At 62.8% G+C, this 12,430-nt stretch carries 11 protein-coding genes, 1 tRNA gene and 2 pseudogenes; 9 read left to right on the top strand and 5 right to left on the bottom strand.

All coding sequences use genetic code 11. From position 1 onward, the window contains the following. Positions 1 to 77 precede the first annotated feature (77 nt). Positions 78 to 923: an inositol monophosphatase family protein gene (locus LDP01_RS15210; RefSeq protein WP_224093738.1), complete on the bottom strand. Its 846-nt coding sequence runs from the start codon at positions 921 to 923 to the stop codon at positions 78 to 80. 33 nt (positions 924 to 956) lie between these two features. Between LDP01_RS15210 and LDP01_RS15205 the strand changes: the two genes are divergently transcribed. Continuing rightward, positions 957 to 1,583, top strand: coding sequence for a hypothetical protein (locus LDP01_RS15205; protein ID WP_224093737.1), 627 nt, complete (start codon positions 957 to 959; stop codon positions 1,581 to 1,583). Here the strand turns inward: LDP01_RS15205 and LDP01_RS15200 are convergent. Both LDP01_RS15200 and LDP01_RS15195 read right to left on the bottom strand, forming a co-directional pair. After that, on the bottom strand, positions 1,522 to 2,337 hold the full coding sequence (locus LDP01_RS15200; protein ID WP_224093736.1) for a DUF998 domain-containing protein: 816 nt from the start codon (positions 2,335 to 2,337) through the stop codon (positions 1,522 to 1,524). The genes LDP01_RS15205 and LDP01_RS15200 overlap by 62 nt on opposite strands. Before the next feature lie 311 nt (positions 2,338 to 2,648). Continuing rightward, positions 2,649 to 3,440, bottom strand: a complete 792-nt coding sequence (locus LDP01_RS15195; protein ID WP_224093733.1) for a DUF998 domain-containing protein — start codon at positions 3,438 to 3,440, stop codon at positions 2,649 to 2,651. Between the two features lie 106 nt (positions 3,441 to 3,546). Here LDP01_RS15195 and LDP01_RS15190 point away from each other — a divergent pair. The 3 genes from LDP01_RS15190 (at position 3,547) to LDP01_RS15180 (ending at position 4,492) form a co-directional block, all read left to right on the top strand. Continuing rightward, positions 3,547 to 3,619, top strand: a tRNA-Arg gene (locus tag LDP01_RS15190). A gap of 1 nt (position 3,620) precedes the next feature. Further along, a complete protein-coding gene (locus LDP01_RS15185) occupies positions 3,621 to 4,082 on the top strand; it encodes a DUF6314 family protein (protein WP_224093731.1) in 462 nt (153 codons plus the stop codon). Further along, complete coding sequence (locus LDP01_RS15180; RefSeq protein ID WP_224093728.1) at positions 4,079 to 4,492, top strand: NUDIX hydrolase; 414 nt, start codon at positions 4,079 to 4,081, stop codon at positions 4,490 to 4,492. Before LDP01_RS15185 ends, LDP01_RS15180 begins: the two co-directional genes overlap by 4 nt. 65 nt (positions 4,493 to 4,557) lie before the next feature. Here the strand turns inward: LDP01_RS15180 and LDP01_RS15175 are convergent, their stop codons facing one another. Next, positions 4,558 to 6,474, bottom strand: coding sequence for an ABC transporter ATP-binding protein (locus tag LDP01_RS15175; protein WP_224093725.1), 1,917 nt, complete (start codon positions 6,472 to 6,474; stop codon positions 4,558 to 4,560). A 2-nt stretch (positions 6,475 to 6,476) separates the two neighbouring features. Continuing rightward, positions 6,477 to 8,139, bottom strand: a pseudogene (locus LDP01_RS15170) (ABC-F family ATP-binding cassette domain-containing protein). A gap of 279 nt (positions 8,140 to 8,418) precedes the next feature. Between LDP01_RS15170 and LDP01_RS15165 the strand changes: the two are divergent. The 5 genes and pseudogenes from LDP01_RS15165 to LDP01_RS15145 all read left to right on the top strand — a co-directional run bounded on the left by LDP01_RS15165 (position 8,419) and on the right by LDP01_RS15145 (position 12,390). Next, complete coding sequence (locus tag LDP01_RS15165) at positions 8,419 to 9,141, top strand: hypothetical protein (protein WP_224093722.1); 723 nt, start codon at positions 8,419 to 8,421, stop codon at positions 9,139 to 9,141. Further along, entirely contained in the window at positions 9,138 to 9,845 is a 708-nt protein-coding gene (locus LDP01_RS15160) for a hypothetical protein (RefSeq protein WP_224093719.1), read from the top strand. Before LDP01_RS15165 ends, LDP01_RS15160 begins: the two co-directional genes overlap by 4 nt. A 242-nt stretch (positions 9,846 to 10,087) precedes the next feature. Further along, positions 10,088 to 10,904, top strand: a pseudogene (locus LDP01_RS15155) (amino acid ABC transporter substrate-binding protein). Next, positions 10,905 to 11,564 (top strand): amino acid ABC transporter permease, encoded by a 660-nt coding sequence (locus LDP01_RS15150; protein WP_224093714.1) that lies wholly within the window; start codon positions 10,905 to 10,907, stop codon positions 11,562 to 11,564. Next, complete coding sequence (locus LDP01_RS15145; protein ID WP_224093711.1) at positions 11,551 to 12,390, top strand: amino acid ABC transporter ATP-binding protein; 840 nt, start codon at positions 11,551 to 11,553, stop codon at positions 12,388 to 12,390. The genes LDP01_RS15150 and LDP01_RS15145 overlap by 14 nt, the downstream gene beginning before the upstream one ends. The last annotated feature ends 40 nt before the right edge of the window (positions 12,391 to 12,430 follow it).

Below are 12,430 nucleotides of genomic sequence, written 5' to 3'. Positions count from 1 at the left end.
GGTGACTACCAGTCTAGGCGGTGCCTCTGACACTCAAGGGCCACCCCAAAGAGAGCACCGCCCAGGCGATCCAAAAACTACGCAAACTGCGGTACTGAGGTGAGGGCCCCACTCAGCTCGCGGACCGCCGTCGGGCCTCCTGCGATGAACCAGTTAATCCCGTTGACCTGCACGACGGCGGTGTCGCCGCCTGCAGCGCGGACGATCGCCTTGCCTGGGAGCCAGTCCCATTCCGGGCAGCTGTGCTGGAACCAGCAGCCGAGTTCTCCATCAGCCACACGGCCGAGGTCGCACGAGCCTGAACCGAACATCCGCAGTGATGCGGCGGAGACGGCAGCGGCATGCCAGGGCATGGCAGTGCGGGGGTCCGCCAACCAGGTGGGGTGGATGTAGGTTGCTGCGCAGATTTGGCCAACAGAGAGGTCTCCGGAACCTGAAATGCGTTCTCCGTTCAGGCTGGCCGGATGCTCTTCGCCGCCTAGCCAGAGCTTGTCCAGTTCGGGCTGGTAGATGGCCCCAAGCACTACGGAGGGATCAGCAACGGGATTGCCGCCGTGATCTGAATCGTCGCGTTTAAGGGCAATGGCCGAGCACCAGTACGTGGAGCCATGCAGGAAGTTGTAGGTTCCATCCACAGGATCGATCACCCAGGTCCGGCCACTGGTACCGGCAACAGAAGTGCCTTCCTCGCCCAGGATGCCATCCTCCGGGCGGCAGCGTTGCAACTGTTCCAAGACGTAAGCCTCGGCCGCATGGTCGGCTGCCGTGACGACGTCGGACACTGACGTCTTGCGCGTGCCCTGTAGTCCGCCCATCCGCATGAGCAGCGCCAGTTGCCCTGCCTCGCGGACCAGTGCGCTGGCCAATTGGTAGTCATCAAGTGATGGATCGAGTTCAGTTGCGGTGTGCCTGCCGGTGGTCATGGTCCCAGCTTATGTGGCGGGATAATGAATGACATGGCCAAGACACCAGCGCAGCGCATCAAGAAGCACGGAGCCAAGGCGGTGGTCCCTGAGCACACCCTCCCACCCGTGATCAATCCCACCACGCGGCGGAGCCCCGAGAAGGCACAGAGCAACTCCAAGCTCATTGTGATTGCAGGAGTTGTGGCCAGCTTGTTCCTGTTCTGGTACCTGCACTTGTTGACGCTGAACCAAATGACGCAGCTTTCAGGCGGGCTCGCCATGCCGGATTCGCTGATCGGCGGGTTCTCCCAGGACTACGTCGCCCAGCTTCGCGCCGCGATGGACGAGTCCGCCCGGGGCCAGTTGAACTACGTCCATAAGACTGCCGGCACGCTCTTTCCGCTGATCTTCGGCTTCAGTTGGCTCCTGCTCATCGGCACCAACGTTGCCCGAAAGTCGTGGCGCTGGGCATTGTGGGCCGCTCCCCTGCTTTTCGCCGTGGCTCACTTGTGGTCCAACGTCGCCATTGATTCGATGCTGGCCACGGAAACGCCCGACGCCGGTCAGGTTGCCCTGGCCTCCGGCGTCACCATTGCGTCGTGGGTACTGTTCCTGATCAGCCTGCTGTGCGGCGTGGCGGCTGTGTTCCTTGGACGGAAGAACGCGAAACAACCCTGACAGCTTTCCGTTCCCTTGTGACGCGGTGAGCCACTACCAGGCCCACCAAGGACAACCCCAGGATGATCGGATACGCCATTGTGCGCTCGATGGCGCCCGGCTCCTCGACGCGCAACTGCACCGCAAGGACGTAGATGGTTGCTCCCAGGGAAACAACCCCGAACAAGAGCACCATCCCCCACATCTGCGTGTGCCCCCGCCATACCAGGCCCAGTATCACCAAGGACAGCGGTCCGGCGATGAAGTACAGTCCCGCGCCGGTCAGATGCAGCGCCAGGTCGGTGTCTTCCGGGATCAGGCCAACCATTGCCTGGCCGATGCCCGCTACGAGGACCAGCACCCTGACTGCCCCGGCCGCAATCCAGGGAACTGCCGCGGCTGGTGATGCCATTCCCGGCCGGATAACCCGGGCACCGGATTCAGCCGCCACAGAGAGGACAGCCGAGCTCAGCAGCACCGCCCCGAGGACCATGGCAACCCCTTGGAGCACGAACGAGGCATTCATCAGCCAATTAAGCGGCGAGCACACCTCGTAACCGTTGAAGGGACCGCAGTGGGCCGCGCCAAGATCACTGATGACGTGGGCGCGCCGATCATAACCTGGATTGCCTTGCCACACAGCCATCGCCATGGCTTCCACCACGAAATAGTGGATGAGGGTAATCGCGGCCCAACCCCCAATCAGCTCGCGCCGGCCAGCGAGGTCAGGCAGAAGTCCCCGGTCCCCGCCGAGCGGACCACCCGCCGTCGTCATAGCGCCAGAATAGTCCCGGAGTCCCGCGGACGCACGCGTTCAACGGCACTGACGGCTGACGGCTGACGCCGGATGCGCAAGGCGGAGGAAGCGGGCAAAATAAAAACGATAGTGTTATCCCAGTGGGCCAACCGCCCACCCCTTCGTTAAAACAATTGACCCGCCGGCAAGCGGGTCATTGTTTAGGCGCAGGGCACCTATGTTGTGCGATCAAGGGTCTAGTCCTTGGTGCTCACACATCAAGACCAGGCCCCCGAGCGGATTTTCTCCCGCTCCTGCCGCCCCAGGACAGTTTTACCGCAGGACCTGATTTACCGCAGGGCCTTCGCCGCTTTCCGCACCGTTTGCACGCGCTGGGCGATGACCAGGCCGGCAGCTGCCAAGCCAATGGTGACGGGGTAGCCCATCAGTCTCTCGAGTGCTCCGGGCTGGGGCACGTCCATTCCCGTGATCCCGCCAACGATGAGTGCCCCGATACAGAGGGAGCCGCAGGCGGCGATGAACCAGCTCATCGGGGTCTGCCGGAACCAGAGGATGCCCAGCAGAAGCAATGCGAAGCCACCGCCAATGAAGAACATCAAGGCGCCGGCAAAATGCCATGGGGAGCCCACATCCTCCGGCACCAGGCCAACGATGACCGTCCCGGCACCTGAAACACCCGTGAGTATTCGGATGGCCACAGCCATGATCCATGGTTTGGCCAGGACCCGGGTCCGGGGCTCTTTGTCGGCTGTGGCGGTGTGGAAGCGCTGGGCATGCACACCAGGACGCGCTGCCACGCACAAAAGCCCTGCCGTCAGGAACACCGCCCCAAGGATCAATGCCAGGCCCTGCACTACAAAAGAGGCGTTCATCAGCCCATGCAAAGGGGAGCAAACTGCCCGGTCTTCGTAGACCCCGCACGATACTGCGCCGAGGTCGCTGATGAACCCGGTAGCTCTGCTGTAGGGTTCAGGACCGGCCCAGGCCTCGATAACAGCAGCCTCGGCAACGAAATACTGGACCACACTCAACTGGGCCCAGCCGCCAATGTTTGCCCGTGTCGCGCGGACATCCGGGAGGAATGTGCCGGTGGTTTCCGGTGGTGTCGCATGCCCTCTCATGACGGCCAGCCTAGCCGTGTTCGGGCACTGGCCCGGCAGCTTGTATGCTTGTAGTCGTGTCCGGCCAAGGAGCTCCGTAACGGTACTCCCGGGGATGGACACGCAGGCCCTCGTAGCTCAGTGGATAGAGCACGGCTCTCCTAAAGCCGGTGTCGTTGGTTCGATTCCAATCGAGGGCACTTGAACCAGCAGCAGCCCATCCAGGACTTACGTGCCTATTTGGCCGGCACGTGGAATGTGGAGCGGACACTCCTGGACAGGGCCTCCGGCACCCGCGGAACCTTCACCGGCGTCGTGCGGTACACGGAAGAGCCCGACGGCGATGGCCTTCACTACCGCGAAGATGGAACCATGCACTGGCCCACCCACACAGGCCCGGCGTTCCGCGAGTATCTCCTCAAGCCAGGCCCTGGACCGGATTCCATGGACGTCTTCTTCCCCGATGGCCGGCCATTCCATGTGATGAGCTTTGCGGAGCAGGCCAACCAGGACAAACACTGGTGCGATCCCGATGACTATTACGTGAACTACATCTGGGAAGGCCCGGATGCGTTCAGTTTCACCTGGGATGTCCGCGGTCCCGCAAAGGATCTGCTGCTGGAATCGCATCTGGTCCGAACGAACGCCTGGAGGCAAGCATGAGCATTACTGATGTGATCGTGGTCAGCGCCGTGTGCGTTTACAACAAGGAGGGCCAGCTCCTCACCGTCCGCAAACGGGGCACGGACAAATTCATGCATCCGGGCGGCAAACCCGAGGCCGGTGAGACAGCTGCCGAGGCTGCGTCCCGCGAGTTGCTCGAGGAAGTGGGCATCGAGGTAGCCCCCGAAGACCTTGAACCCCTGGGCGCCTGGCTCGCTGTGGCTGCCAACGAGGCCGCAACCAACATTGAGGCCACAGTTTTCACGGCTCCTGGAACCTGGGAAGCACACCCTTCCGCCGAGATCGCCGAGGTCCGTTGGCTGGACCTCACAGCATCTCTGCCCGGGGATCTCGCACCACTGCTGACGGACCACGTCCTTCCTGCCCTCGCCTCGCCTCGCCTCGCCTAAGTAGGTCACCCAAGTAGGTCGCATTTGTGCGCGTTTTGAGCACTCAAAACGCGCACAAATGCGACTCAGTTGGGCTCCGGAACAGCTTCCTCGGCCACCGCCGTGGCTTCCGCGAACTGGGTCCGGTACAACTCGGCATAGCGGCCGTCGGCAACAAGCAACTCCGTGTGCGTGCCGCGTTCCACGATCCTGCCGTCCTCTACCACCAGGATGACGTCCGCGGCACGGATGGTGGACAGCCTGTGGGCAATCACGACGGCGGTACGCCCCTGGAGCGCTTCCCCCAAGGCTGCCTGGACGGCGGCTTCATTGGTGGAGTCCAGCGCTGCGGTTGCCTCATCAAGAATCACCACGCGCGGCTGCTTAATGAGCAAACGTGCGATGGTGAGACGTTGCCTTTCTCCACCGGAAAGCCGGTAGCCGCGCTCCCCAACAACTGTTTCCAGGCCGTCCGGAAGGGACCGGATCATGGGTTCCAGGCGTGCGCGCCTGAGCACCTCCCACATGTCTTCTTCCGTGGCATCCGGCCGGGCCAGGCGCAGGTTGGAGGCAATGGTTTCGTGGAAAAGGTGGCCGTCCTGGGTCACCATTCCCAGGGTGTCCCGCACGGAATCAAAGCGGAGATCCCGGACATCCACGCCGGTGCCAGGTCCGCGCCCACCCAGACGTACGGCACCGGAATCGACGTCGTAGAGGCGGGACAGCAGTTGGGCCACCGTGGACTTTCCTGCGCCGGACGAGCCCACCAAGGCCACCGTCTGGCCAGGCTCAACGCGGAAGCTGATACCGTGCAGCACTTCCTCGCCGCCGCGCGTGTCCAAGGTTGACACGTCTTCCAAGGAGGCGAGGGACACTTTGTCCGCCGACGGGTAGGAAAAGCGGACGTCGTGGAATTCCACGGCGACGGGTCCGGACGGAAGGGCCACCGCGTCCGGCTTTTCCGTGATGAGGGGTTGCAGGTCAAGGATCTCGAAGACCCGCTCGAAGCTGACAAGTGCGCTCATGATTTCCACGCGCGCGTTGGAGAGCGCGGTGAGCGGAGCGTAGAGACGCGTCAGGAGAAGGGCCAGGACCACAACGTCGCCTGGCGCCAGTTGTCCACCGAGGGCAAGCCAGCCGCCCAGTCCGTAAACGAGGGCCAGAGCCAAGGCCGAGACCAAAGTCAGCGCGGTGACGAACGTGAACTGCAGCATGGCGGTGCGGATGCCGATATCGCGCACGCGGCCGGCCCGGGCAGCAAACTCCCGGGATTCCTCGTCCGGCCTGCCGAAAAGTTTTACCAATGTGGCGCCGGGAGCGGAGAATCTTTCGGTCATCTGCGTACCCATGGCAGCGTTGTGTGCGGCTGCCTCGCGTCGGAGGTCCGCCAGCTTGGAACCCATGCGTCGGGCAGGTATGAGGAAGATCGGCAGCAACACCATGGCCAGGACGGTGACCAACCAGGACGTGTTGAGCATGACCACAAGGGTCAAGGCGAGCGCCACGACGTTGCTCACCACACCGGACAAGGTGCCTGCGAACGCTGACTGCGCCCCGATGACGTCGTTGTTCAGGCGGCTGACCAGCGCGCCGGTCCGTGTCCGGGTGAAGAAAGCGATGGGCATACGCTGCACATGGTCGAACACGCGGGTACGGAGGTCCACAATGACGCCCTCGCCGATGGTGGAGGACAACCATCGGGTCACGAGTCCAATTCCAGCCTCGCCAACAGCCACAATCGCAATGAGGACGGCCAGCCAGATCACCGTGCCCACGCCAGCCTTGGCAATGATCGCGTCAACCACTTGCCCGGCAAGCACCGGCGTGGCGACGGCCAGGAACGCTCCCGCAATCGAGGCGATGACGAAGGCTGTGAGCTTGCCCTTGTGGGGCGCTGCAAAGCTCAGCACGCGCTTCAGCGTTTCCTTCGAGAAGGGTTGCGAGCCGCTCTGGGCACGCGTGATCTTGTGCAGCGAGCTCCAGGCAACGCCATCCATGCTCATGGTTACTTCTCCTGGCCGGGGATGTGGTGAAGCTCCTGGACACGGCCGTTTTCCAGGTGCCAACGCGAATCGAGCCGAACGTTCTCCAGCAGTCGCCGGTCGTGGGTGACCAGCAGGAGGGCGCCTTCGTAGCTTTCCAGCGCTTCTTCAAGTTGCTCGATCGCAGGGAGGTCAAGGTGGTTGGTGGGTTCGTCCAGCACCAACAGGTTCACGCCCCGGGCCTGCAGGAGGGCCAGCGCGGCGCGCGTCCGCTCGCCCGGGGACAGAGAGTCAACTGTCCGCGAGGTGTGGTCCGCTTTGAGGCCGAACTTGGCCAGGAGCGTGCGGACGTCGGCACTATTCCAGTCCACCAGCACGGCTTCGACGGCGTCGCCAAGCTGCCGTCCGCCGTCGAGCAGTCCGCGGGCCTGGTCGATTTCGCCGATGGCGACAGACGCGCCCATGGAGGCGTCGCCGTCGTCCGGTTTCCGGGTGCCCAGCAGCAAGCGCAGGAGAGTGGACTTACCGGCGCCGTTGGGCCCGGTGATGCCGATGCGCTCACCGCCGTTGAGTTGCAGGTTGACCGGTCCCAGCGTGAAATCGCCCTGGCGCACCACCACGTCACGAAGGGTGGCGACGACGGCACTTGAGCGGGGTGCCTGACCGATGCTGAACTGCAGTTGCCATTCCTTGCGCGGCTCCTCCACCTCGGTGAGGCGGGCGATGCGCGACTCCATCTGGCGGACCTTCTGTGCCTGCTTTTCGGAAGACTCCGTGCTCGCCGCCCTGCGGATTTTGTCGTTGTCAGGGTTCTTCTTCATCGCATTGCGGACGCCCTGGGAGCTCCACTCGCGCTGGGTCCGTGCGCGGGACACAAGATCGGCCTTGGTGTTGGCAAACTCTTCGTAGCGTTCGCGGGCGTGGCGCTTGGCGACGGCGCGCTCTTCGAGGAATGCTTCGTAGCCGCCGTCGTAGACAGCCACGGAGTTCTGGGCGAGGTCCAGTTCCACTACGGTGGTGACGCAGCGGGCCAGGAACTCACGGTCGTGGGACACCAGAACCACTCCTCCGCGCAGGCCCCTGCACGAACGCTTCCAGCCTGGCCAGGCCATCAAGGTCCAGGTCATTGGTGGGTTCATCAAGAAGGACAACATCGAAGCGGCTGAGCAGCAGCGCAGCCAAAGCAACCCGGGCAGCCTGCCCTCCGGAGAGCCCTGTCATGAGGGCATCGGTGCCGAGTTCAAGCCCAAGATCCGCCAATACAGCAGGAATGCGGTCCTCCAGGTCTGCTGCACCGGATGCCATCCAGCGGTCAAAGGCCAAGGAATATGCATCATCTGCTCCGGGAGCACCGGAACCGAGGGCCTCGGCTGTGGCTTCCATTTCTGCGGTGGCCTGTGCACAGCCCGTGCGGCGCGCAATGTATGCTGCGATGGTTTCGCCCGCCGTGCGCTCGTGTTCCTGGGGCAACCAGCCCACAAAGGCGTCCGACGGAGCCAGGCTGACGGTCCCCTCCTGCGGCTGGTCCACGCCTGAGAGGATGCGCAGAAGCGTGGACTTGCCAGCGCCGTTCGCTCCGACGACGCCCACCACATCACCCGGCGCAACGGTGAGGGAAAGCTTCGAAAAGAGCGTGCGGTGGCCGTGGCCACCGGCAAGATCCTTGGCCACCAAGGTTGCAGTCATTCTCTATTCCTCTCGCAGCGCCAACACGGCGCTCGCGTCTACATCACCAGCACGGCAAACAAGCGTGGGTTCATCTATCAAACGCGGCTTCCATGCCCGTGATTCCCAAGGGCATGGAAAAACCCGCTGGTCCGGACTTGGGGGGTGTACGGACCAACGGGTTCAAGCATCAAGCATAATTCAATGTGGCGTCGGCGTAAAATCAATCCGTACCTTCGCTCCGGTTCCTTTTTGGAAGATGCCGGACTTGCCCGTTTGAAATACCCCAGAAAGCCCTCCATGCCCTTACCGTCCAAGGCGTTCCAACGCTGGCTTCACGGCGTTGCACCCAACGCCAGCACAGCGGACGTCTGCAGGATTTCCGGGATAAAACGGACAACGCTGGCCCAACAGCTGGTCCGCGGCAAGGTGGCGGAGTCAACGCTGGTCAGCATCAGCCGGGGTTACCACATCAGTCCCGTCCAAGCCCTGGCCACGTTTGACCTCTACGCAGACCTTCGGGGCGATCCCGTCCCACCCACGCCTGATGAACTGGTGAGCCAGATAGCCACCATGGATTTGTTGCGCGCGGTGGTGGAACGCAGTGAGCCAGGGTCCGTCTCCGTCACGGGACTATCGCCAACACCGCACCCCACCGCGGTGCGCAACTGGGTGGATGCAATCGACGACGGCGAGTTGCGGCACCGGGTCAGCGAAGCCACCGGGATCGCACCGCAGAACTTCTCCGCCCACCTGACAGCCAACAGGCTTCCTCCCGAGCTGGCCATCGCGACGTCGCGGGCTGCCGGCGTCGGACCGGCGGGCGGGCTGGTCGCCGGAGGGCTGATCACCGAAGCCGAAGCGGGCTGGTCGCCCAACGGACGCAAGGAAGCACTCGACCGGATGACGCTGGGCGAGCTGGTGACCCTGGCAGGCGAACGACTCCAGGCGCTGGGCAAAACGCTGCGCCGCCAAGAACAAGACCACGAACGAACTGAACGAATTTGGGAGAATCTCGGATGACGGCTGTCCTGCCTTGGGCAACGCTGATTGTGTGCCTGGCGATCACCATCGCGCGGATTCCGAGCCTGCTCAGGGGTGAGAACCGGGTGGTTTTCTACATTTTCGCGCTGATCACCCTGGATATCCTCCTCAGCATCGAAGGCCCGTACCTTGCCATCGATGCCCTGCTCGGCGGCGTTAACGTAACGAACCTGATTCTGCGGTTCCTGCTCTACGGCACCTTCCTGCTGATGGGCATCAAGATTGCCATGGGTTTCGCTTCCAGATCAGCGGAACGGGCTATTCGTGGCCCTTGGGGGCTGACGGTCCTGGGAATCACGGTGGCACTGACCACGTTCTTCTTTGTCATCACAGACACGCGCGGTTCCACGGTGGGCATGACGGGGCTGACCTGGGGACCATCCATGGAGGCTTACGCGGCTCTGGGCCGCTTCTATCCCGGCTATGTATCAGCCTGTTTGTTGCCCGCAATCTGGCGGACCGTCGTAGGCCGCTACCCTGCGTTGCTGCGTGCCGCCTCGGCGCTCCTGTTTGTTGGGCTGGCGTTGCTGTTGCTGTCCCAGCTCTTCCCACTGATCCCGCTGGTGCACCTGTGGCTGCGTTCCCTGATTAACTACTCCGCGGTGCTGGCTACGGCCATTGGGCTCGCCGGGATCTGGTTTTCCAAGGCATTTGCCAGACGCAAAGCAAGACGCACAGCGTAAGACTTTCACAAAACCATTAGATCGTGGCACAATCATGAATGTGTGAACGCGGTTGCAGCCTGGCACCGGAATCAGAGAACGGGTTTCCGGTGAATGTGGCGCCCACGTGATCACAATTGGGGGGATGAGTGGTGGCGGGCTGTTGGGGACCGCCCCCACTCAGCCTTTTTAACCACCCCTTCCACAAGTCTCCAAGCCTTTCCTGCCGGGAATCCGCATTGGCCCGTGACTAAGATGGCTCCATGACCAGCCTTCGCTCCCGCCGTTCTCTTTTCGCCGCTACCCTGGCCGCCGCCGCCCTTGCGCTCTCTGCCTGCGGTGGCGGTTCCACTCCAGCCCAGTCCGGTGGCGATACATCCTTGTCCGATGTGAAATCCAAGGGCGAACTCGTCATCGCAACGGAAGGAACCTACCGCCCGTTCAGCTTCCATGCCGAGGGCGCTGGTGAACTGACGGGCTACGACGTCGAGATTGCCAAAGCGGTGGCTGAAAAGCTGGGCGTGAAGGCGAGCTTCCAAGAGACGCAATTTGATGGCATATTTGCGGGCTTGGACGCCAAGCGCTTCGATACAATCGCCAACCAGATCTCCATCAATGCCGAGCGCAAAGCCAAGTACGAGTTCTCCAAGCCCTACACCGTCTCCACCGGCGTCGTAGTGACCAAGAAGGACAATTCCAGCATCAACAGCTTCGCCGACCTCAAGGGCAAGACCACCGCGCAGTCGCTGACCAGCAACTTCTACAAGATGGCCGTAGAGGGCCGGCGCCAACGTTCAGGCAGTGGAAGGCTGGGCCCAGTCGGCCACGCTCGTACAGCAGGGACGCGTGGACGCAACGGTGAACGACAAACTCACCTACCTGGACTACGCGAAAACCACACCCGATTCCGGATTGAAGGTGGCCGCCGAAGCGCCGGACAAGACCGAGAGCGCCATGGTGTTCCGGAAGGGTTCCACAGAGCTGACCAAGGCTGTAGACAAGGCGCTGGATGACCTCCGGGCAGATGGAACCCTGACAAAGATCTCCGAAAAGTACTTCGGTGCGGATGTCACCAAATAAATGAACTGGGACCTCATCTGGAGTTCCTTCGGGCCGATCATCAGCGGTGCCGTAACGGGCACCATCCCCCTTACGCTGGCCTCCTTTGCTGTGGGCCTGGTGTTGGCTTTGGTGGTGGCGCTGCTGCGGCTGAGTTCGAATTGGCTGCTGTCCGGTATAGGTCGCTTCTACGTCTCGGTCATCCGGGGTACTCCCCTGCTGGTGCAGTTGTTCGTGATTTTCTTCGGCCTTCCCAGCATTGGCATCCGCCTGGATCCCTGGCCAAGCGCCATCATCGCCTTCTCCTTGAACGTGGGCGGCTACGCTGCCGAGATCATCCGGGCTGCGATACTTTCAGTGCCCAAGGGACAATGGGAAGCCGGCCACACCATCGGGATGTCCCGCCCCCAGGCGCTGGTGCGTATCATCCTTCCGCAAGCGGCACGCGTGTCCGTTCCACCCTTGTCCAACACCTTCATTTCCCTGGTTAAGGACACCTCGCTCGCTTCACTCATCCTGGTCACTGAACTCTTCCGCAACGCCCAGCAAATCGCTGCGTTCAGCCAGGAGTTCATGGCCCTGTACCTGCAGGCAGCCCTGGTTTACTGGGTCATCTGCCTGGTCCTTTCCACCGCGCAGTCCGCCGTGGAACGGAGATTGGACCGTTATGTCGCCCACTGATGCACCTCAACAGCGCGAACCACGCGTCACCTCGGTCCTCAAGGCCCGAAACCTCGCGAAAGCCTTCGGCAGCAACGTTGTGCTCCGCGACATCGATATCGACATCCGGCGCGGCCAGGTGGTGGCCCTCATCGGTCCCTCAGGTTCGGGCAAGACCACTGTTTTGCGCTCGCTTAACGGCCTTGAAATTCCCGACGCCGGTACTGTCACCTTTGGCGGCACGGGCCGGGGCCCAGGCTCCGGCCCGGCGGGCGAGACGTCTGACGGCCTCTCAATCGATTTCGGCGCCAAAGTGGGCAAGAGGGAGATCGCTGCGCTGCGGGACCGCAGTGCCATGGTGTTCCAGCACTACAACTTGTTCCCGCACATGACTGTCCTGAAGAACATCATCGAGGGTCCGGTCCAGGTACAGAAGCGCCCGAAGGCAGAGGCCATCGCTGAAGCCGAGCGATTGCTTGAGCGGGTGGGCCTGGCTGACAAGCGGGACGCTTATCCGTTCGAGCTCTCCGGCGGACAACAGCAGCGCGTGGGCATCGTCCGTGCCTTGGCGCTCCAGCCCCAGCTGCTGTTGTTCGACGAGCCCACGTCGGCCTTGGACCCCGAGCTCGTCGGTGACGTCCTGGGCGTCATCAAGGAACTCGCCGAGGAAGGCTGGACCATGGTGATCGTGACCCATGAGTTGGCCTTCGCCCAACATGTGGCGGATGAGGTCATCTTCATGGATGGCGGCGTTGTGGTGGAGCGGGGCCCCGCTGCCGAAGTGCTGCGCGCACCCCGGCAAGAACGGACCAAGCTGTTCGTGAAGCGGCTCCAGCACGACGTCTAAGGCTTCGCGCGGGTCCCCTTGGCCCACCCAGCCACCACGC

Source organism: Arthrobacter sp. StoSoilB13 (genome assembly GCF_019977255.1).
Classification (GTDB): Bacteria; Actinomycetota; Actinomycetes; order Actinomycetales; family Micrococcaceae; genus Arthrobacter.
The sequence above is the reverse complement of the archived record's forward strand: the minus strand, read 5'-3'. Positions and strand labels throughout refer to the sequence as shown.

Excerpts from the sequence above, each read along its gene's own strand:
- LDP01_RS15210 (WP_224093738.1), bottom strand. The coding sequence starts at position 923 with ATGACCACCGGCAGGCACACCGCAACTGAACTCGATCCATCACTTGAT.
- LDP01_RS15165 (WP_224093722.1), top strand. The coding sequence starts at position 8,419 with ATGCCCTTACCGTCCAAGGCGTTCCAACGCTGGCTTCACGGCGTTGCA.
- LDP01_RS15195 (WP_224093733.1), bottom strand. The coding sequence starts at position 3,440 with ATGAGAGGGCATGCGACACCACCGGAAACCACCGGCACATTCCTCCCG.
- LDP01_RS15205 (WP_224093737.1), top strand. The coding sequence starts at position 957 with ATGGCCAAGACACCAGCGCAGCGCATCAAGAAGCACGGAGCCAAGGCG.
- LDP01_RS15150 (WP_224093714.1), top strand. The coding sequence starts at position 10,905 with ATGAACTGGGACCTCATCTGGAGTTCCTTCGGGCCGATCATCAGCGGT.
- LDP01_RS15160 (WP_224093719.1), top strand. The coding sequence starts at position 9,138 with ATGACGGCTGTCCTGCCTTGGGCAACGCTGATTGTGTGCCTGGCGATC.
- LDP01_RS15145 (WP_224093711.1), top strand. The coding sequence starts at position 11,551 with ATGTCGCCCACTGATGCACCTCAACAGCGCGAACCACGCGTCACCTCG.
- LDP01_RS15180 (WP_224093728.1), top strand. The coding sequence starts at position 4,079 with ATGAGCATTACTGATGTGATCGTGGTCAGCGCCGTGTGCGTTTACAAC.
- LDP01_RS15200 (WP_224093736.1), bottom strand. The coding sequence starts at position 2,337 with ATGACGACGGCGGGTGGTCCGCTCGGCGGGGACCGGGGACTTCTGCCT.
- LDP01_RS15175 (WP_224093725.1), bottom strand. The coding sequence starts at position 6,474 with ATGAGCATGGATGGCGTTGCCTGGAGCTCGCTGCACAAGATCACGCGT.